The 19,907-nt window shown below is 71.8% G+C and carries 12 protein-coding genes; 3 read left to right on the top strand and 9 right to left on the bottom strand.

What is annotated here, in order from left to right:
- Positions 1-14: 14 nt before the first annotated feature.
- From ACWENR_RS03690 to ACWENR_RS03655, 8 genes are all read right to left on the bottom strand, one after another.
- Positions 15-3,707 (bottom strand): discoidin domain-containing protein, encoded by a 3,693-nt coding sequence (locus ACWENR_RS03690; RefSeq protein ID WP_452275507.1) that lies wholly within the window; start codon positions 3,705-3,707, stop codon positions 15-17.
- Between the two features lie 177 nt (positions 3,708-3,884).
- Positions 3,885-6,734 (bottom strand): galactose-binding domain-containing protein, encoded by a 2,850-nt coding sequence (locus tag ACWENR_RS03685; RefSeq protein WP_452275506.1) that lies wholly within the window; start codon positions 6,732-6,734, stop codon positions 3,885-3,887.
- A 212-nt stretch (positions 6,735-6,946) separates the two neighbouring features.
- Positions 6,947-8,530: a glycoside hydrolase family 13 protein gene (locus tag ACWENR_RS03680; RefSeq protein WP_452275505.1), complete on the bottom strand. Its 1,584-nt coding sequence runs from the start codon at positions 8,528-8,530 to the stop codon at positions 6,947-6,949.
- Between the two features lie 138 nt (positions 8,531-8,668).
- Positions 8,669-9,556, bottom strand: a complete 888-nt coding sequence (locus tag ACWENR_RS03675) for a carbohydrate ABC transporter permease (protein WP_452275504.1) — start codon at positions 9,554-9,556, stop codon at positions 8,669-8,671.
- Between the two features lie 12 nt (positions 9,557-9,568).
- Complete coding sequence (locus ACWENR_RS03670; protein WP_452275503.1) at positions 9,569-10,525, bottom strand: carbohydrate ABC transporter permease; 957 nt, start codon at positions 10,523-10,525, stop codon at positions 9,569-9,571.
- Between the two features lie 81 nt (positions 10,526-10,606).
- Positions 10,607-11,986 (bottom strand): ABC transporter substrate-binding protein, encoded by a 1,380-nt coding sequence (locus ACWENR_RS03665; protein WP_452275502.1) that lies wholly within the window; start codon positions 11,984-11,986, stop codon positions 10,607-10,609.
- A 365-nt stretch (positions 11,987-12,351) separates the two neighbouring features.
- Positions 12,352-13,353: a LacI family DNA-binding transcriptional regulator gene (locus ACWENR_RS03660; RefSeq protein WP_421456799.1), complete on the bottom strand. Its 1,002-nt coding sequence runs from the start codon at positions 13,351-13,353 to the stop codon at positions 12,352-12,354.
- Between the two features lie 112 nt (positions 13,354-13,465).
- Positions 13,466-14,923 carry a dihydrolipoyl dehydrogenase family protein gene (locus tag ACWENR_RS03655; RefSeq protein ID WP_452275501.1) on the bottom strand — a complete coding sequence of 486 codons (1,458 nt, stop codon included), beginning with the start codon at positions 14,921-14,923 and terminating at the stop codon, positions 13,466-13,468.
- A gap of 92 nt (positions 14,924-15,015) precedes the next feature.
- Between ACWENR_RS03655 and ACWENR_RS03650 the strand changes: the two genes are divergently transcribed.
- Positions 15,016-16,080: a serine hydrolase domain-containing protein gene (locus ACWENR_RS03650; protein WP_452275500.1), complete on the top strand. Its 1,065-nt coding sequence runs from the start codon at positions 15,016-15,018 to the stop codon at positions 16,078-16,080.
- Between the two features lie 131 nt (positions 16,081-16,211).
- On the opposite strand, the gene ACWENR_RS03645 is transcribed toward ACWENR_RS03650, so the two are convergent.
- Positions 16,212-17,150: a phytoene/squalene synthase family protein gene (locus ACWENR_RS03645; protein WP_452275499.1), complete on the bottom strand. Its 939-nt coding sequence runs from the start codon at positions 17,148-17,150 to the stop codon at positions 16,212-16,214.
- 65 nt (positions 17,151-17,215) lie between these two features.
- Between ACWENR_RS03645 and ACWENR_RS03640 the strand changes: the two genes are divergently transcribed.
- Positions 17,216-18,370 carry a polyprenyl synthetase family protein gene (locus ACWENR_RS03640; RefSeq protein WP_452275498.1) on the top strand — a complete coding sequence of 385 codons (1,155 nt, stop codon included), beginning with the start codon at positions 17,216-17,218 and terminating at the stop codon, positions 18,368-18,370.
- Complete coding sequence (gene crtI, locus ACWENR_RS03635) at positions 18,370-19,881, top strand: phytoene desaturase family protein (protein ID WP_452275522.1); 1,512 nt, start codon at positions 18,370-18,372, stop codon at positions 19,879-19,881. The genes ACWENR_RS03640 and crtI overlap by 1 nt, the downstream gene beginning before the upstream one ends.
- Positions 19,882-19,907: the final 26 nt, after the last annotated feature.

Genomic DNA, 19,907 nt, shown 5'->3' with positions numbered 1-19,907 from the left:
CACCTCGGAATGCGTCAGTTGCGGTTGATGGTGAACGTCGAGGTGGTGTTCTGGATGTCCACCGCGTTGTTGCTCAGCCGCAGGTTGTTGAAGGTGACGGACCCGACGGCCGGCCCCTGCCCCGCCTCCGGCATCGGGTTGGCCCAGATGCCGAAGCCGGACTTCGCGTCGTACGCGTCACCGCTCTTGCGGGCGCCGCTGATGGAGACGTTGGTGAAGACCGTGTCGGTGATCGGGAACTGCGGCTGCCCGCCGACGTAGTTGGTCTGGAACATGATGCCGCTGTAGGTCGGGTCGACGATGTCGACGTCGCTGACCCGGATGCCCTGGAACACCTTCGAGGCGGAGAAGATCCAGATCGCCGGGAAGGTCTGCGCGCCCCAGAAGTGCCCGCCGGCCCGGACGATCGAGATGTTCTCGAACCGGGTGGGCGGGCTCGCGCCGAAGCCGTTCATCGGGTAGCCGAAGTCGAGCGAGCTGATGGTGATGCCGGAGTAGACGAGCGTGTCCGCGATGTAGATGTTGCGGAACGTGTTGCCGTAGCCGCCGTAGACGGCCACGCCTGCGGCCCGCCAGGTCAGCGTCGAGGTCAGGTTCTCGTAGATGTTGTCCTTCATGTCGGCGCCGCCCGCGTCGATCGCCGAGAACAGCGCGAAGCTGTCGTCGCCGGTGGCCCGGGCGTCGTTGTTGCTGACCAGGTTGTTGGTGCTCCCGTTGGTCATGTTGATGCCGTCGGCGAACATGTTCCGGATCCGGGAGTTCTTGATCGTCATGTGGTCGGTGTTCGCGCCCCAGTAGAGGCACACCATGTGCTCGTTCCAGATGTTGTCGATCACCATGTTCGACACGTTGGAGAAGTCGAACACCTTGCCCGGCCCGTCGATGCGCGAGGTGTAGTTGCCGAAGTAGGCGAAGTTCGCGAAGGACGATCCGGCCGCCGAGTTCTCGGCCCGGAAGCCGATGTCGGTGTTGTCCTGGCCGGACGGGGCGTTGAACCGGGTGTACCAGGGTCCGGCGCCGGTCACCTTGACCGCCTTGCCGTACACCTGGAACTTCGACGCGGTGGAGTAGTTGCCGGCCGGCAGGTACACCCCGACGAGGTTGCCGGTGGTGTCCATCCGCACCCGGTCCAGGGCGTTCTGCACGTCGGAGTGGGTGAAGCCGGTCGGCGTGGCGTAGCGCGCCGGGTCCGGGTTCGCGATCGGCGCCACCTGCTCGGTGTTGATGAAGTCGATGGCGTACGTGGTGGTGTTGGCCGGGTCCTTCTGGAGGCGGATCTTGCTACCTGCCGGCACGGTGGAGTTGAGCATGACGTTGGCCTCGTCGTAGATGTGCCGCGGGCCGCCCGCGCTCGGCGAGTTGCCCGGGCTGGCCTCGTTGCCGTAGAGCCAGGCGTACCGGGACGTCAGGTCGATGGCCTTGTGGAACGTGCCGTTGACGTAGATGTTCAGCGTCGAGTTGATCCCGCCGCCGCCCGGCGCGTCCGGGATCGAGAAGCGGGTGACCAGGGTGTTGGTGCTGGCCCGGGTGGTCCACTCGACGTAGCTGCCGGTCGAGTTGAGGGTCACCGCCCGCCGGCCGGACGCCTCCCCGGCGAGGTCGCCGACGGTCCGGTTCGGCCCGACGACGCTGGCGCCGCCGCCGACCACGCCGTCCTCGGCCTCGTACATGTCGTACGGCATGTTGGCGCCGCGCCCCACGAAGAGCGCCCGGTCGCTGGTGTTGTTGCCCTGCTTGACCGGCAGCTCGTTGCCGTCGGCGGCGAGCACCACTCGGACGGTGTACTTGCCGTTCGCGGCCGTCCAGGTGCCCAGGTTGACCGGGCCGACGGTGACCCCGGCGTTGATCACTCCGGAGTACGAGCCGGTCAGGGTACGCGCGACGGTGCCCGCCTCGTTGAGCACGGTGAGCGTGATGCCGTGCGCGCCCGACGCGGAGGCCACGCTGCCGGCGTTGCGGATCGACACCGAGAAGGTGACCGTGTTGCCGGCCGCCGGGGTGCCCGGCGACCAGGCGACCGCGGCGGCGACCAGGTCGGAGCTGGCGACCGGGCTGACCACCAGCGGGCTCGGGTTGGTGTAGCTGTTGTTGGTGTCGTCCTGCTCGACGACGGTGTTCGACTCGTCGACCTTCGCGCTCAGCGGGTAGCTGCCCGCGTCCCGGTTGCCGATGTTGGCGGTGACCGTGGCCGAGGCGCCGGCCGCCAGGCCGCCGACCGGCGCGGTGCCCACCCGGTTGGTGCCGAGGTAGAAGTTGACGTTGGTGGTGCCGGAGACCGCCGAGCCGGCGTTGCGGACGGTGGCCGCGAGCGTGACGGTGCTCGTCTCCACGGGAGCGGACGGGCTGAACGACATGCCGGTCACGGTCAGGTCCGGGTTCGGCGCCGGGGTGCCGATGACCTGGAACTCGGCGACCTGCCCGGCCGGGGCGCCGGTGTTCGAGGCGATCGAGAGCCGTACGTCGGCCGCCGCGCCGGAGACCGGGATGGTCACCGTGTTGCCGCTGGCCGGGCTGAAGGCGTAGTTCGCCGCGCCGACCAGGGTGGTGAAGGTCGAGGAGCCCTGGTCCCGCCCGAGGACTGTGATGTTCTGGGTACGCGCCCCCCAGGCGGAGTCGGGGTTCAGCTTCAGCACGATCTGGCTGAGGGTGGCGTTGGCGCCGAGCTGCACGGTCAGCGTGCTCGGGTTGCCGTTGCCCTCCCAGTAGGTGGCCACGTCGTTGTCGTTGGCGTTGGTCGCCACGAACGTGTGCACGTGACCGGAGGCGGTGATCGGCTTGCCGACCGCCAGGTTGCTGCCGACGGGCGGGTTGCCGGTGCCGGTCCGGGTCACGGTGTTGCTGTTCGCCGACTGGTTGCCGGCCGCGTCCCTTGCCCGGACCTGGTACGAGACCGTGGCGCTGTCCGGCTGGCTGTCGGTGTACGTCAGCGTGGAGCCGTTGACGCTGCCGCGCAGCGCGCCGTTGGCGTACACGTCGTAGCCGGTCACCCCGACGTTGTCCGTGGACGCGGACCAGGTGAGCCGGATCTGCCCGCTGGCGGGCTGGGTGTACGCCAGGTTGCCCGGGACGCTGGGCGCCTGGGTGTCGGGGTTCCCGGCGGCGCCGTAGACCTCGACCTCGGAGAGTTGGGCGGCCGGCCAGCCGGTGTTGCCGGTGACCTGCATCCGCACGTACCGGGTGCTGGTCGCGGTGAAGCTGACGGTGACGGTGTTGCCGGTGGCCGGGTTGAAGGTGTAGCCGCCGGACGCCTTCAGGGTGGTGAACGACGATCCGTTGGTGGAGCCGAGCACCGACAGCGTCTGGGTGCGGGTCTGCCAGTCCGACGAGGGCGGCAGCTTGAGCACCACCCGGTCGACGCTGACGGTGGCGCCGAGGTCCGCCTGGATCCACTGCGGGAAGGCGTTGTTGGCGCTCTCCCAGTAGGTGGCCGCGTTGCCGTCGTTGGCGTTGCTCGCCACGTAGTTCTGGTTGTGGCTGCTGGCGGTCATGGTGGCGGAGAGCCCGGCGAGCAGGGCCGCGCGGGCGGCGGTCGCGGCCGGGTCCGCCGGTGGCGCGGCGGCCGCCGGGGTGACGGCCGGGACGGCGGCGAGGAGCAGCCCGGCGAGCACGCCGGCGAGCAGCCGCCGGTTGGCCGGGCGGGTCGACCGGGGGACGGGACGGGGCGCGCCGACCGGCGCGGTCCCGGATCTGGTGCCGTTTCTGGACATGGGTCGCTACACCTCTTTCGGGGGTGGGGTGCGGGTGCGTTGCCCGGTGACGGGCGCAGGGGTACGCCCGTCGTGCCGCGACAGGTGGGGGACGGTGCGGGGTGATGTCGGGGCGGCGCTGCGCCGGGCCGCCCGGACCGGGGTGGCCCCCCGCCGGGACGGGCGGGGGCCATCGGGCTAGCTGGAGTGGACCTCGAACTCGCTGAGCTGGCCGGCGGGCCAGCTGCTGTTGCCGGTGAACGTCAGCCGCAGGTACCGCTGGCTGGTCGCCGCGAAGGTCACGGTGACCGTGTTGCCGGTGGCCGGGTCGAAGGTGTGGCCGGCGGACGCCTTCAGGGTGGTGAACGACGATCCGTTGGTGGAGCCGAGCACCGACAGCGTCTGGGTGCGGGTCTGCCACGCCGAGGACGGCGGGAGCTTGAGCACGACCCGGGACACCGTCCGGTCGGCGCCCAGGTCCACCGTCAGCGACTGTGGGAAGGCGTTGTTGGCGCTCTCCCAGTAGGTGTTCGGGTTGCCGTCGACCGCGTTGGCCGCCACGTACACGTCGGTGTGGCTGGTCGCCGCGGCCGGCCGACCGAGCGCCAGGTTCCCGGTCGGCGGCGGGGTCGTCGGCGGCGGGGTCGTCGGGGGCGGGGTGGTGGGGCCGCCGCCGTAGACCTCGAACTCGGAGAGCTGCGCCGCCGGCCAGCCCGTGTTGCCGGTGACGGTCAGCCGGACGAACCGGCGCTCGCCGGCCGGCACGCTGATCGACACCGTGTTGCCGCCGGCCGGGTCGAACGTGCGCCCGGCCGATCCGGCGAGGGTGGCCCACGAGGAGCCGTCGGTCGAGCCGAGCACCGACAGCGTCTGGGTCCGGCGCTCCCAGCCGGCGGGCAGCTTCAGCACCACCCGGTCGACGGTGCGTGCCGCGCCCAGGTCGACGGTCAGCGACTGCGGGAACGCGTTGTTGGCGCTCTCCCAGTAGCTGGCCGCGTTGCCGTCCACCGTGTTCGTCGCGACGTAGTTCTGGTTGGTGCTCGTCGCGGTCACCGGCCGCCCCTGCGCCAGGTTGCCGCCGGTCGGGGGCGGCGTGGTCGGCGGGGGCGTGGTCGGGGGCGGGGTCGTCGGGGGCGGGCTGGTGGGGCCGCCGCCCCACTGCGGCTCCGGCCACGGCCCGCAGTACGGCGTCGACGTGTACCAGCCGGAGTTGCCGGTGCCCTGGGTGATCTGGAAGCCGCTGCCGACGCAGTTGTGCATCGGGTTGGCCTGGGCGATCCCGGTGGCCCGCACGTTCGTGAAGGACACCTGGCTGGGCGCCTGCACCTGGAGGGCGTACGTGCCCGCGCCGTCGATCCGTACGTTGTCGAAGCTGATCCCGCTGGTCTGCCCCTCGATCCAGTGCAGCGCCGCGTACGAGCTGTCCAGGATGTCGGTGTCGGTGACGTTGACCGCCGCGCCCTGGATGGGCTCGTTGAGCGCGGAGAACCAGATCGCGCCGACGCCGAAGCGCCAGTTGTAGTCCGAGTTGCCGTTGCGGATCAGCGTGTTGCGGGCGACGGTGATCGTCCCGGAGACGGCGGTCGGGCCGGTCACGCCGGGATAGCGGTTGGCGACGTGGATGCCGCCGCCGTTGGTCACCGAGTCGGCGGTGACGTTGTCGGTGATCTTGATGTCCCGCCCGCCGTAGGTCACCAGGTGGTTGGCGAGGATCGTCACGCCGATCGTGTTGCGGGTGAAGGAGTTGTTCACGTTCGGCACGCTCTGCGCCCACATGGCGAGGGCGTCGTCGCCGGTGTTGCGTACGAACGTGTTGGTCACCGTGGAGTTGGTGACGCCCCAGTGGAAGTTCACCCCGTCGGCGGTCTGGTCGAGGATCCGGCTGTTGCGGATGGTGAAGTTGTCCATCGGGCCGTCCATCCAGGCCCCGACCTTGGTGTGCTGCATCCAGACGTTGTCGACCACCGAGTTCGACATCGCCCCGCCGATGGCGTTGACCTGGTCCTCGTCCACGCGTTCCCGGATGTCGCCGATGATGGCGAAGTCGCGCAGCGTGACGTTGCGGCTGGGTCCGCCGGCCTCGTGCGGCCGGATCTCGCCGCTGTAGCCGCCGCCGGGGACGTACTTGCCGTAGATGCCGGCGGCCCGCTTGCGGTCGGTCGGGTGCCGCCCGCCGAGCACCGAGTACCACGGTCCCGCCCCGCGCAGCGTCACCCCGTCCACGACGACGTGGTCCCAGAGGGTGAACGTGCCGGCCGGGATCCAGACGGCCCGGCCCTGGGCCCTGCCGGCGTCCACCGCCGCCTGGAACTTCGTGGTGGAGTCGGTCGCCCCGGTCGGGTCGGCGCCGAAGTCGGTGACCACGTCGAGCACGCCGGACGGCTTCGCGATCGGGGCACCCACCAGCTCGAAGTCGGCCAGGTCGATGGTGAAGGTCGGCGACTGGGCGGTCGAGGAGACCTGGAGGCGGATCTTCGTGCCGGCCGGGTACGTGGTCCCGAGCATGGCCCGGGTCTCGTCGTAGAAGTGGTGCGGGTTGGTGTCGCCCGGGTTGTTGTTGAACGGGTATCCGCCGTAGTACCAGCCGTACCGCGAGGTGACCGGCACCGCCTTGACCAGCGCGCCGTTGGCCCGCAGGTCGATGCTGGCGTCCCGGCCGGTGCCGGCGGCGCTGTCCGGCAGGCTGTAGCGGAAGGTCACCGCGTTGGCGGGCGCGGTCAGGGTGAACTCGACGTACTCGCCGACGGCGTCGAGGGTGACCGCCTCGCGGCCGGAGGCCTCGGACGGCAGCGTGCCGTAGCGGCGGTCCGGGCCGATCCTCGTGCCGGTGTGCGCGACCTCCTCCGCCTCCTGCTCGACGAACGGGACGGTGGCGCCCCGCCCCGGGATGTCGAACGGCGAGAGTCCCGCCGCGCGGGCCGGGGTCGCGGTCGTGGTCAACGCGACGACGGAGATCGAGGCCGCCGCGAGGGCGGTTGCGGCGAGGGCGGCGAGCCCCGCGCGGATTCGGTGTCTTCGCTGGTGGTGCGGGGTGATGTGGTCGGCCATGAGCGGCGCTCCCTTTCCTCAGGTGGCCAGGTCCCCCGTGTCGTGCGGTGCGGTGCGCGTACCTCCCTGTCGGCTCGGCCCGGCGCGGGCCTGCGGGTGGGCGGTGCCGACGGCCGGGACGGGCCGCCGGCACCGTCGGGGTCGAGCCGGTTCCGACCGCGCCTACTCGCGCGGCCGTCGCGGCGCCCCGGGTGTAAGGAAGGGCCCCTTCCCTACACCCGTAGCCAGACGGCGGTGTCCGGCGGCAACCGGTCGTCGTCGAGCGGCCCGCTGGCCAGCAGCCGCTCGGTGTGGGGCGGCAGCGGCACCGCCGTGTCCGAGAGGTTGACCAGACAGGCGAAGCCGGGTTCCCGCCGGAACGCGAGCACCCCCTCGGGGGCGGGCAGCCAGCTCAGCTCCCCGTCGCCGAGGGCCGCCTCGGCGCGCCGGACGGCGAGGGCGGCCCGGTACAGCTCCAGCATCGAGTGGATGTCGCCGCCCTGGGCGCGGGCGGTGCGGTCCTTCCACTCGGCCGGTTGGGGCAGCCAGGGCGCCGCCGTCGCGTCGTCCGGGCTGAAGCCGAACGGGGGCGTCTCTCCGGACCAGGGGATCGGGACACGGCAGCCGTCCCGGCCGGGATCGATACCGCCGGAGCGGAGGTGCATCGGGTCCTGCCGCAGCTCACGCGGGATGTCCTCGACCTCCCAGAGGCCCAGTTCCTCGCCCTGGTAGACGTAGGCGGCGCCGGGCAGCGACAGCGACAGCAGCGCGGCGGCCCGGGCCCGGCGGGTGCCCAGTTCCAGGTCGGTGGGGGTTCCCTCGCGCTTGGCGGCGAAGCTGAACGTGGTGTCCGCCCGGCCGTAGCGGGTGACGTGCCGGGTGACGTCGTGGTTGGAGAGCACCCAGGTGGCCGGCGCGCCGACCAGCGCGTGCACGCCCAACGTCCCGTCGATGCTCTCCCGAAGCGCCGAGGCGTCCCAGGCGCAGCCGAGGAAGTCGAAGTTGAACGCCGTGTGCAGCTCGTCCGGGCGCAGGTAGTTGGCGAACCGCTGCCGGTCCGGCATCCACACCTCACCGATCAGTGCCCGGTCGCCGGGGTACTCGTCGGCGATCCGCCGCCAGTCGCGGTAGATCTCGTGCACCCCGTCGAGGTCGCGGAACGGGTGCGGCCGACCCGGCAGCGTCTCGGGCAGCGTCCCGTCCTTGACCAGCAGGCCGGCCGAGTCGATCCGGATGCCGTCCACCCCGCGGTCGAACCAGAACCGGAGGATGTCCTCGAACTCGGCGCGCACTCTGGGGTGGTCCCAGTTGAAGTCCGGCTGCTCCGGGGCGAACAGGTGCAGGTACCAGTCGCCGGGGGTGCCGTCCGGGTTGGTGGTCCGGGTCCAGGTCTCGCCGCCGAACTCGCCGACCCAGTCGGTGGGCCGCTGGTCGCCGTTCGGGCCCCGGCCGGGGCGGAACCAGAACAGCTCCCGCTCGGGGGCGTCCGGGCCGCCGGCGAGCGCCGCCTGGAACCAGGGGTGCGCGTCGGAGCAGTGGTTCGGCACCACGTCGACGATGCTCCTGATGCCGAGCGCGTGTGCCTCCGCGATCAGCGCCTCCGCCTCGGCCAGGGTGCCGAAGACCGGGTCGATGTCGCGGTGGTCGGCCACGTCGTAGCCGGCGTCGGCCATCGGGGAGGGGTACCAGGGGCTGAACCAGATCGCGTCGACGCCGAGCGCGGACAGGTAGTCCAGCCGCGACCGGATGCCGGCGATGTCGCCGATGCCGTCGCCGTCGCCGTCGGCAAAGCTACGCGGGTACACCTGGTAGATCACCGCTCCACGCCACCACGGACCTCTGTCTGCTCTGGACACGGGCACCTGCTTTCTGCGTCAGTGCGTCGGCGGGTTCGCCGGACCTTGATGTGTCCCGGGCAAACAGTCGTTGTTCGCCGCGGAAGGTTGCGCCGGGGGCTATCCCTTGAGGCTGCCCGTGGTGAGGCCGGACATGATGTTCCGTTGGAAGATCAGGAAGACGAGGACGGTCGGGATCGCGGCGATGACCGAGGCGGCGACCACCACGTTCATGGGCGTGCCGCCCGAGAAGGCGTAGATGCCGACGCTGACCGTCCGGGTCTCGGGCGACGGCATGACCAGCTTCGGCCAGAGGAAGTCCTTCCAGACCGCGGTCACGGCGAAGATCGAGACCACGCCGAGGATGGGGCGGGACATCGGCAGGACGATCGACCAGAGCGTGCGCAGCGGGGTCGCCCCGTCCATGAGGGCCGCCGCCATCAGCTCCTCCGGGATCGAGTCGAAGAACCGTTTCAGGAGGAAGACGTTGAACGCGTTCGCGACCAGGGGCAGCCAGATCGCGAACGGCGAGTCGAGCAGGTTGACGTGCAGGATCGGCAGGTCGATCACGGTCACGTACTGCGGGACGATGAGGACCATCGCCGGGATCATCAGCGTCGCCAGCATCAGGCCGAGGATCACGTTGCCGAAGATCGGCCGGAGCTTCGACAGGGAGTACGCCGCGGCGGTGTCGAAGACGAGTTGGAACAGCACCGCGCCGGCCGCGTAGTAGAAGGTGTTGAACAGCAGCTTGGCGAGGTCGAGGTTGTTCCACGCCTCGACGTAGTTCTGCGGCTGCGGATCCTTCGGAAACAGCGACGGCGGGGTCTGCGCGATCTCCTGGCCCGACTTGAGCGCGCCGGTGACCATCCAGTAGAGGGGCCCGAGGAAGACGAGCGTGAAGCCCGTCACGACGACGGCGAGCAGCGCCCAGTAGATCACCCTGCCGCGTCCCCGCCTGAGCTGGGCGGGGGAGACGAGTGTCCGGGTCCCGGAGTCCTGTGCCATTCCGCGTCCGTCCTAGTCCTGTTTCGCAGTCAGCCGCACGTAGACGGCGGAGAACCCGGCCAGCACCACGAGCATGATCACGCCGAGCGCGGCGGCGCCGTTGAGGTCGTTCTGGAAGAAGCCGTGCTGATAGATGAGGTACGCGACCGAGGTCGCCGAGTCCTCCGCGCCCGCGCCGTTGGCGAGGATCAGCGGCTCGATGAAGAGCTGCATGGTGGCGACGATCTGGAGCATCGCCAGGAGCGCGAGGATCAGCCGGGTCTGCGGGATGGTCACGTGCAGGATCCGCTGCCAGATCCCGGCGCCGTCCAGCTCGGCCGCCTCGTAGAGCTCGCCGGGGATGTTCTGCAACGCCGCCAGGTAGATCAGCACCGCGCTGCCCATGTTCATCCAGGTCGACGCCAGCACCATCGCGGGCATCGTCATGTCGGGGGACTGCATCCACTGCGACGTCGGCAGGTGCAGCGCCTTGAGGATCGCGTTGAGGAGTCCCGCGTCGCTGGGGTCGTACGCGTAGAACTTGAACAGGAAGAGCGCCGAGGCCGGCGGCAGCATCACCGGCAGGTAGACCAGGATCCGCAGGTACCCCTTGGCGTGGCGGAACTCGTTGAGCAGGATCGCCACGAAGAACGGCACCACGTAGCCGAGGACGAGCGCGAGGACGGTGAAGTAGAAGGTGTTCTGCCAGGCGGTCCAGAAGCTCGGGTCGTCGAGGATGCGGGCGTAGTTGTCCCAGCCCACCCAGGTGGTCTCACCGCGCCGGGTGCGCTGGAAGCTCATCACGATGCCGCGGATCATCGGGTACCAGGAGAAGACCGCGAAGCAGAGCACCGCACCGATCAGGAACGCGTGGCCGGTGAGGTTGTCCCGCACCTCGCGGCCGAGGCTCGTACTCCGGCGCCCTGCCGGGGGCGGCGGTGTGGGGCGGGCCGTTTCGCTGGCGGCCCCCCGGGCGGCGATGATCGCCAAGGCAACTCCTGGTGAGTCGGTGACCGGATGGTGCGGGGCGGACCGGGTGGGGGACGGTGTGCCGCCCCCCACCCGATCGGGTCAGCTCTCGGCGGCGAGGAGCTGGTTGACCTTGTCCTCGGCCGTCTTGAGCAGCGCGTCGATGTTCGCGTTCGGGTTGGTCAGCACCCCGGACATCGCCGCGTCGAGCACCGCGTAGATCGCCTGCGCGTTGCGCGGTTCGCCCCTGATCTGCACCGGGGTGGCCTCGAAGAGCGCGAAATTGGCGGTGTCGACGTTCGCGTTCGCCTTGCGCAGTTCGAGCTCCTGCTTCTGCGCGTCACTGCCATTGGTGAAGAGCAGCGGCTGGGGCAGGCCGACCGGGTAGTTCTGCGGCTTGGCCCGCACGTAGTCGAACTGGCCCTTGCCCGGCGTCAGCTTCTGATAGGCGATCCACTTCAGACCGGCCTCGACCTGCTCCGGGGAGAGGCCCTTCTTGAAGAAGTAGCCCTCGCCACCGCCGAGCGTGCCCTTCGCCGGGCCGTCCTGGCCGGGCAGCGGGGCCATCGCCCAGTCCTGGAACTTGCCCTGGAACTGGCTGACGATCGCCTGGGTGGAGTCCGGCGCGCCGATGAACATGCCCACCTTGCCGGCGGCGGCGTTGGTCAACAGGTCGCCCCACTGGAGCAGCTGGCGGCTGCCCATGCTGTTGTCGCCGTACCGCATGTCCTTGAGGTTCTGCAGGACCTGCTTGCCCATGGCGTTGTTGAAGTCGGCCCTCTTGCCGTCCTCGGTCAGCATCTGGCCGCCCTGCGAGTAGAGCAGGGAGGTGAAGTGCCAGCCACCGGTGTTGCCGGCGCTGTACTCCGAGTAGCCGGCGATCCCGTTGCCGAGCGCGGAGATCTTCTTGGCGGCCGCCCGGACCTCGGGCCACGTCCTGGGCGGGTTGTTGACGTCGAGCCCCGCCTGCTGGAACAGCACCTTGTTGTAGACCAGGCCCATCGAGTAGTTCTTCGCCGGGACGGCGTAGAGCTTCCCGTCGTGGCTGAAGGCCTCCTTGAGCGCCGGGTCGACGCTGTCCCAGGTGGGGATCGTGTCCTTGTCGGCGTACTCGCTGATGTCCATCGCCTGGCCGGAGTCCAGCACCTGCTGGAGATCGGTCATGTATCCGTAGAACAGGTCGGTCACGGTGCCGCCGGCCAGGCGGGCGGTGAAGTCCGGCGGGTTGTTGCACTGCTCGCCGACGCTCACGCTCTTGATGACGATGTCGGGGTTCTGCCGCTGGAATTCGGCGACGTCGTCGTTCCAGTTCTTCAACAGCTCTTTCTGGGAGCCGACCGGCTGGCAGTCGACGGTGACGGTGACCTTGCCGCCTGCGCTGCCTGTCGCGTCGTCGCTCTTCGTCGAACAGGCCGCAAGGCTGAGACCCAGGCCGGCCACGAGCGCCAACGCCGCAGTCTTCCGGTACTGCGGTACGGACATCTGTCCATCCCTTCGGGAACGGGTGTCTCCATGACCTGCGCTGATGCCCGGTGGTCGTCACCGCGCCGATGCGCCGGCACTGATCTGCATCTGCCGAGTGACCTGAACCCCGGTTAGCTGCGCCGGGGTCAGGTGTGAGTGGGGTCACTGTAACCAAGCGAACTTGTCCCAGCAAGGTATCGATCTAACGCTGAAAAGACGAGACTTTGAGACGGCAGATTTTGACAGGATCTTGGAAGGCGGTCGAGTTGCGGCTTTGGCCCCGATTGGCTCCTGCCGGCGGGCAGGCATGACGAAACGGCCGCCGACCGCGGGCAGCGGTCGACGGCCGTTCCGTCGTTCAGGTGGGCGGAGGCGGGTCCGGGTCAGCGACCGGGGGCGGGCGCGGTGGAGCCGCGGACGACCAGCTCGGGCTCGAACAGCAGCTCGTCGTGCAGCACCCCGGCGCCCTCGATCTGGGTGACCAGCAGGTCCACTGCGGCCTGCCCCATGGTCTCGATCGGCTGCCGCACGGTGGTCAACGGCGGGTCGGTGCAGGTCATGAACGCGGAGTCGTCGAAGCCCACCACCGACACGTCGGTCGGCACCACCCGACCCAGCCGCCGGGCGGCCCGGATGGCGCCGAGGGCCAGCACGTCGCTGGCGCAGACGATGCCGGTCACGCCGCGCTCGACCAGCTTGGTCGCGGCGACCCGCGCCCCCTCCATGGAGAAGCTGGAGCGCTCCACGTACGTCGTGTCGTCACCCCAGCCCGCCGCCTGGGCCATCGCGTCCAGCTTGCGCCGGGACGGCACGTGCCCCTCCGGGCCGAGCACCATCCCGATCCGTTCGTGCCCGAGCGAGCGCAGGTGCCCGTACGCCTGCTCCACCGCCACCGCGTCGTCCGTGGAGACCCGGGGGAATCCCAACTCGTCCACCCCCGCGTTGACCAGCACCACCGGCAGGCCCCGGTCGGTCAGCCGGCGGTAGTGGTCGTGCCGGGCGTCGGCGAGCGCGTACGACCCACCGGCGAAGATCACCCCGGAGACCTGGTGGTCGAGGAGCATCTCCACGTAGTCCATCTCGGAGACGCCACCGATGGTGCGGGCGCAGAGCGCCGGGGTGAACCCGCGCTGGGCGAGGGATCCGGTGACCACCTCGGCGAGCGCCGGGAAGATCGGGTTCTGCAACTCGGGCAGCACCAGCCCGACCAGCCGGGCGCGCTCGCCGCGCAGCTTGGTGGGCCGCTCGTAGCCCAGCACGTCCAGCGCGGTCAGCACCGCCGTCCGGGTCGCCTCGGAGACCCCGTCCCGGCCGTTGAGCACCCGGCTGACGGTGGCCTCGCTGACGCCCGCCTTCTTGGCAACTTCGGTCAACCGCTTCGTCACGGCCGCAATCGTACGTCATCGGAATGAAAGAAATGAGCAGCCGTCTGCCGGCCGATTGCCTTCCGCTGCCGCGCGCTGCCCGCCATCCGGCAACCGGCATGCGGCCCGGGCGTCAGGACATGTTCCGCAGCGCGTCCTCGACCGTCCGGTGGAAGGTCGGGTAGGCGTAGATCATCTGCCGGAGCCGGGCGAGCGGCACGGCCGCGTGCACCGCCACCGCCAGACCGGAGAGCACCTCGCCACCGGCCGGCCCCACCGAGGTCGCGCCGATCAGCACGCCCTGGTCGGCGTCCGCGACCAGCTTGACGAACCCCTCGTTGCCGGCCTTGTGGATCCAGCCCCGGGCCGACGACGGCAGCCGGGCGAGGCCGACCTGCACGTTGACGCCCCGCTCGCGGGCCTGCGACTCGGTGAGACCGACCGCGCCGACCTCGGGGTCGGTGAAGGTCACCCGGGGCAGCGCCCGGTAGTCGGCGCGCGGCACCGCGCCGGCGGAGCCGCGCACTCCGGTGGTGCCCGACGCGCCACCCGTCGCGCTCGAGGTGCCGCTGGGGTCGGGCCCGCCGACGGCGCGCCGGACGTGGTCGAGCACGTCGGCGACGACGATCCCCGCCTGGTACATCGCGACGTGCGTGAACGCCCCCTCGCCGGTGACGTCGCCGACCGCCCAGATCCCCTCCGTCACGTGCAGCCGGTCGTCCACGGACAGGTAGCGCCGGCCGGCGTCCACCCCGACCGTGTCCAGGCCCAGCTCGTCCAGGTGGGCCCGGCGACCGGTCACCACCAGCAGCCGCTCGGCGGTGAACCGCGCCCCGCCGGCCGCGTGCAGGGTGAAGCCGCGCCCGTCGTGGCCGACCCGCTCCGCCCGTACCCCGGTGTGGATCTCCACCCCGTCGGCGCGCAGCGCGGCGGCGGCCACCTCGGACGCCTCGGGCTCCTCGACGGCGAGCACCCGGTCCAGGGCCTCGACCACGGTGACCCGGACCCCGAACCGGGCGAAGACCTGCGCCAGCTCCAGCCCGATCGCCCCGCCGCCCAGCACCAGCAGCGACTCCGGCAGCTCCTCGACCTCGATCGCCTGCCGGTTGGTCCAGTACGGCGTGTCGGCCAGCCCGTCGACCGGCGGCACGGACGGCCTGGTGCCGGTGCCCAGCACGATCCCGTGCCGGGCCTGGAAGACCCGTTCGCCGACGCGCACCCGACCGGGGCCGTCGAGCCGGGCGGTGCCCCGGACGAACCGCCCGCCCTTGCCGGTGAACCGCTGCACCGCGACCGTGTCGTCCCAGGTGTCGGTGGCCTCCTCGCGGATCCGCTTCGCCACCGGCGCCCAGTCGGGCCGGACCTCGGCGGTGCCCGCCAGCCCGTCCACCCGGCGGGCCTCGGCGATCGCGTTGGCCGCCCGGATCATCATCTTGCTCGGCACGCACCCCCAGTACGGGCACTCCCCACCGACCAGGTCACGCTCGACGCCCACGACGGTCAGCCCCGCCTCGGCGAGCCGCCCGGCCACCTCCTCGCCGCCGACCCCGAGCCCGACCACGACCACGTCCACCAGTTCCGGATCCGCCATCCCGCCAGCATCGCGCACCGCCCGGCGGCCGGCCAGCGGGTCGAGCCGGAAATCCGCTGCCCGCCGGCGTCCCGGCCTCCTACCGTGGCCGGATGCGCACCCGCTTCTCCGCCGTCCACGACTGCTTCGCCGAACTGCTCGCCGAGGGCCGGGAGACCGGGGCCGGCCTGGCGATCTGGTACGACGGCGAGCCGGTGGTCGACATCGTCGGCGGCGAGCGGTCACCGGGGCGGCCGTGGCTGCCGGACACGCTGGTGAACGTCTACTCCGTCGCCAAGCCGGTCGCCGCCCTCTGCCTGCTGGCGCTGGTCGACCGGGGCCGGCTCGACCTGGACGACCCCGTCGCCGAGCACTGGTCCGGCTTCCGCACGCCGGCCACCGTGCGGCAGGTGCTGGCGCACACCGCCGGACTGCCGGCCTTCCCGGTGCCCCGGCCGGCCGCCGCCGTCGCCGACTGGGACCTGCTCTGCGCCGACCTCGCCGCCGCCGAGCCGGAGTGGCCGCCCGGGTCCGTCGCGGGCGAGCACGCCTGGACGTACGGGCACCTGGTGGGCGAGCTGGTGCGGCGGGTCGACGGGCGGTCGGTGGGCCGCTTCCTGGCCGAGGAGATCGCCGGTCCGTGGCGGCTGGACCTCGGCTTCGGCCTGGGCGAGGCGGACCAGCGCCGCTGCGCCGACCTGCGGTACGGCGATCCGGAGTGGCCGGAGCGGGTGGCCGGCGAGCCGGGTTCGCTCTGGGCGCGGGCGCTGGACAACCCGCCCGGCGGGCGGGACCTGTCGATCGTCAACGGTCCGCTCTGGCGCGGCGCCGAGGTGCCGGCCGTCAACCTGCACTCGACCGCCGGCGCCCTGGCCCGCCTCTACGCGGGACTGCTCGCCGGCGGCGTCCTCGACGGCGTACGGCTGTTCAGCCGCGAACTGGTGGCCGAGGCGACCCGGGTCCAGTACGACGGCGACGACCTGCTGCTCGGCCGGCGGACCCGCTGGACGCTGGGCATGCAGTGGGAGGAGGACGGCAGCTGGGGCATGGGCGGGATCGGCGGCAGCTCCGCCTGGGCCGATCCCGGACGCGGCTACACCTTCGCCTACGCCACGGCGCACCTGGCCGACCACGACCGGGTCGACGCCCTGGCGAACGCCCTGCACTCCTGCCTCTGACCGCACGGCCGGCGACCCGCCGCCGGGCGCTTCGACCAGCTCGCCGTCTCCGGCCACCGCCACCCCTGGCCCGATCCGGCGGGCGCCGCCGGCCTCCGGGGGACGGACCGACGGTCAGCGGCGGGCGGCCGTCACGGGGTCGGCACGGCCAGCGGGCCGGGCACCCGGGCGGGGCCGGGGATCACCACCGGCGTGCCGGGCGGGGTGAGCAGGGCGCGGGCGGCCACCGCCAGCCGGCGGCGTCGCGGCACGAGCGCCCGGCCGGCGAAGACGTCGTAGTCCTGCGCGGCCACCTCGTCGAGGATGCCGCCGTAGAGCGCGTACGCCGTGCGCATGCACGCCTGCGAGGCGGGCGCGAGCAGCGTGATCCCGGGCGCCGCGGCGGCGTAGTGCGCCTGCGCGCGGCCCACCTCGTGGGCGATCAACTCCCGGATCCGGGGGGTGGCGCGACCCCGGGCGCGGGCCTCGGCCAGCTCCTCGCGGGTCACGCCGAACAGGGCCAGGTCGTCGTCGGGCAGGTACGTCCGCCCGCGGTCGAGGTCCTCGGCCACGTCCCGGATGAAGTTGGTGAGCTGGAAGGCGAAGCCGAGCTGGCGGGCCGGCTCCCGGGCGGCGGCGGGGTCCGAGCTGCCCAGGATCGGCAGCATCATGGTGCCGATGACCGCCGCCGAGCCCTCCATGTAGTCGAGCAGGTGCGCGTAGCTGCGGTACGACGTGACCGTCAGGTCCATCGCCATGCTCTTCAGAAACGACGCGAAGTCGTCGCGGTCGAGATCGAAGACGGCGATGGTGTGCAGCACGGCGGGGAGCAGCGGGTCGTCGACGGGCTCGCCGTGCAGTCCGGCGACGAAGCGGCCGGCCCAGTCGTCGAGTCGCGCCGCGCGCTCGGCCGGGGGCAGTTCCTCGGTCCGGTCGACGATCTCGTCGGCGTAGCGGGTGAATCCGTACAGGGCGTGCACATGTCGCCGTTTCCAAGCGGGCAGCAACCGGGTGGCGAGATAGTAGGTGCGGCCGTGGTGTCTGTGCAGCTCACGGCAACGGTCATAGGCAGCGGTGAGATCGAGGTCCACCGGCCCTCCTCAATTATCGACGCACCAATCGACGCAACACGTAACCCTAGGGTACTCTCGGCCGCATGGCCAACGACGCAGTTGCGGGTAATGCCCTCCGCGTGGCCCCGGCAGGCCCCACCGACGGAGAAGATCCGGTCGGCGCGGTCCTGGCCGCGTACACGAGGGACCTGGTCTCGGCGGTGGACGACACCCTCGCCGCCTTCCTCGCCGCCGAGGTCGACTCGCTCACCGAGATCGACGCGGCGATCGGCGGTTTCGCCGCGACGGCCCGCGACAGCGCGCTGGCCGGCGGCAAGCGGGTGCGGCCCACGTTCGCCTACTGGGGCTGGCGCGGCGTGGTCGGCGGCGCCGAGCCGCTGCCGCCCGTGCTGCCGGCGTTCGCCGCCCTGGAGCTGCTGCACACCTTCGCCCTCGTGCACGACGACGTGATGGACGCCTCCGCCACCCGGCGGGGCCGGCCGACCGTGCACACCGCGCAGGCCGCCCGGCACGTCGCCGCCGGGCACCGGGGCGACCCGCGCCGGTTCGGCGAGGCGGTCGCGGTGCTGGTCGGCGACCTCTGCATGGTCTGGGCCGACCGGCTCCTCGCGCACGCCGCGCTGCCGCCGGCCCGGCTGCTCGACGTCCGCCGCTGCTACGACCAGATGCGGGTGGAGACGGTGGCCGGGCAGTATCTCGACGTGCTCGGCGAGAGCGACGCAGCGAACTGGTCGGTCGACCGCGCGCTGCGGGTGGCCCGCTACAAGACCGCGAGCTACACGGTGCAGCGCCCGCTGCTCTTCGGCGCCTGCGTGGCCGGCGTCGCCACCGACGCCCCGCTGATCGCCGCGTACACCCGCTACGGGCTCGCCGTCGGCGAGGCGTTCCAGCTCCGCGACGACCTGCTCGGCGTCTACGGCGACCCGTCGGTCACCGGCAAGCCGGCCGGCGACGACCTGCGCACCGGCAAGCCGACCGCGCTGCTCATGCTGGCCCGGCAGCTCGCCACGCCGGCCCAGCGGCGGGCGCTGGACCGGTCCCGCGCCGGGGCGGGGGACGGGGAGATCGCCCGGCTCGCCGGCCTGGTCGCCGACACCGGGGCGGCCGACCGGGTCGAGCGCATGATCTCCGACCGGGTCACCGAGGCGCTGGCCGCGCTCGACACCGCGTCGATCGACGAGACCGCGCGCACAGCGCTCACCGGTCTCGCCACCGCCGCCACCGACCGGCGGGCATGATGGGCAACTTCGCACAAGGAGGTGGTCGCGTGCGCACCGTCAACGGGCGTACGGACCGGGTGGTGGTCGTCGGCGCCGGCCTGGGTGGGCTGGCGTGCGCGCTGCACCTGGCGGGCAGCGGTCGACAGGTGACCGTGCTGGAGCGCGAACCGGTGCCGGGCGGCCGGGCCGGCCGGCTCGGCGTGGACGGCTACGAGTTCGACACCGGCCCCACCGTGCTCACCATGCCGGACCTGATCGCCGAGGCGCTCGGCGCCGTCGGCGAGGAACTCGACGACTGGCTCGACCTGACCCCGCTCGACCCGGCCTACCGGGCCCACTACCCCGACGGGTCGACGCTCGACGTCATCACCGACACCACGCGGATGGCCGCCGAGATCGCCCGGGTCTGCGGCCCCCGCGAGGCCGACGGCTACCTGCGCTTCGTCGACTACGCCCGCAGGCTCTGGCAGTGGGAGCGCGCCGACTTCATCGAGCGCAACCTGGACGCGCCCACCGACCTGCTCACCGGCAACCTCGTGAAGCTGCTGGCGGGCGGCGCCTTCCGCCGGCTCCAGACGAAGATCAACCAGTTCTTCCGGGACCCGCGCACCCAGCGGATCTTCTCCTTCCAGGCGATGTACGCCGGGCTCGCCCCGCACGACGCGCTCGCCATCTACGCCGTGATCGCGTACCTCGACTCGGTGGCCGGGGTCTACTTCCCGCGCGGCGGCATCCACGCGGTCTCCCGGGGCATGGCCGGCGCCGCCGAGAAGCACGGCGTGCAGATCCGCTACGACACCACGGTCACCCGGGTGGAGACCGCGAACGGGCGGGCCACCGGCGTGGTGACCGCCGACGGCGAGCTGGTCCCGGCCGACGTGGTGGTGCTCAACCCCGACCTGCCGGTCGCCTACCGCGACCTGCTGCCGCCGACCCGCCCGCGCCGGCTCACCTACTCGCCGTCCTGCGTGGTCCTGCACGTCGGATCGCGGCAGGGGTATGGGAAGATCGCCCACCACAACATCCACTTCGGACGGTCCTGGAAGGGCACCTTCGATGAGGTCATCCGGCGGGGCGAGCTGATGAGCGACCCGTCCCTGCTGGTCACCAACCCGAGCCGCACCGACCCGTCGGTGGCGCCCGCCGGCCGGCACACCTACTACGTGCTCGCCCCGGTGCCCAACCTCGACCGGGCGCCGTTCGACTGGCGGGGCGACCTCACGGACCGCTACGCCGCCCAGCTCGTCGGCACCCTGGAGGAGCGGGGCTACGTCGGCTTCGGCGAGGGCGTCGAGGTGCTGCGCGCGGTCACCCCGGCCGAGTGGGCCGAGCAGGGGATGGCCGCCGGCACCCCGTTCGCCGCCGCGCACAGCCTCTTCCAGACCGGCCCGTTCCGCCCGTCGAACCTGCACCGGACGCTGCCGAACGTCGTCTTCGTCGGCTCGGGCACCCAGCCCGGCGTGGGCGTGCCGATGGTGCTCATCTCCGGCAAGCTCGCCGCCGGCCGCATCACCGGGGGATCCCGATGACCCTTTCCCGCGCGTCCACGAGGCGG

The sequence above is a fragment of the Micromonospora sp. NPDC004336 genome (assembly GCF_053602615.1).
The sequence above is the reverse complement of the archived record's forward strand: the minus strand, read 5'-3'. Positions and strand labels throughout refer to the sequence as shown.

Bases quoted from the DNA above. Each gene is read 5' to 3' on its own strand.
- crtI (WP_452275522.1), top strand. From the start codon at position 18,370: ATGGGCAACTTCGCACAAGGAGGTGGTCGCGTGCGCACCGTCAACGGG.
- ACWENR_RS03675 (WP_452275504.1), bottom strand. From the start codon at position 9,556: ATGGCACAGGACTCCGGGACCCGGACACTCGTCTCCCCCGCCCAGCTC.
- ACWENR_RS03650 (WP_452275500.1), top strand. From the start codon at position 15,016: ATGCGCACCCGCTTCTCCGCCGTCCACGACTGCTTCGCCGAACTGCTC.
- ACWENR_RS03665 (WP_452275502.1), bottom strand. From the start codon at position 11,986: ATGTCCGTACCGCAGTACCGGAAGACTGCGGCGTTGGCGCTCGTGGCC.
- ACWENR_RS03640 (WP_452275498.1), top strand. From the start codon at position 17,216: ATGGCCAACGACGCAGTTGCGGGTAATGCCCTCCGCGTGGCCCCGGCA.
- ACWENR_RS03685 (WP_452275506.1), bottom strand. From the start codon at position 6,734: ATGGCCGACCACATCACCCCGCACCACCAGCGAAGACACCGAATCCGC.
- ACWENR_RS03690 (WP_452275507.1), bottom strand. From the start codon at position 3,707: ATGTCCAGAAACGGCACCAGATCCGGGACCGCGCCGGTCGGCGCGCCC.
- ACWENR_RS03655 (WP_452275501.1), bottom strand. From the start codon at position 14,923: ATGGCGGATCCGGAACTGGTGGACGTGGTCGTGGTCGGGCTCGGGGTC.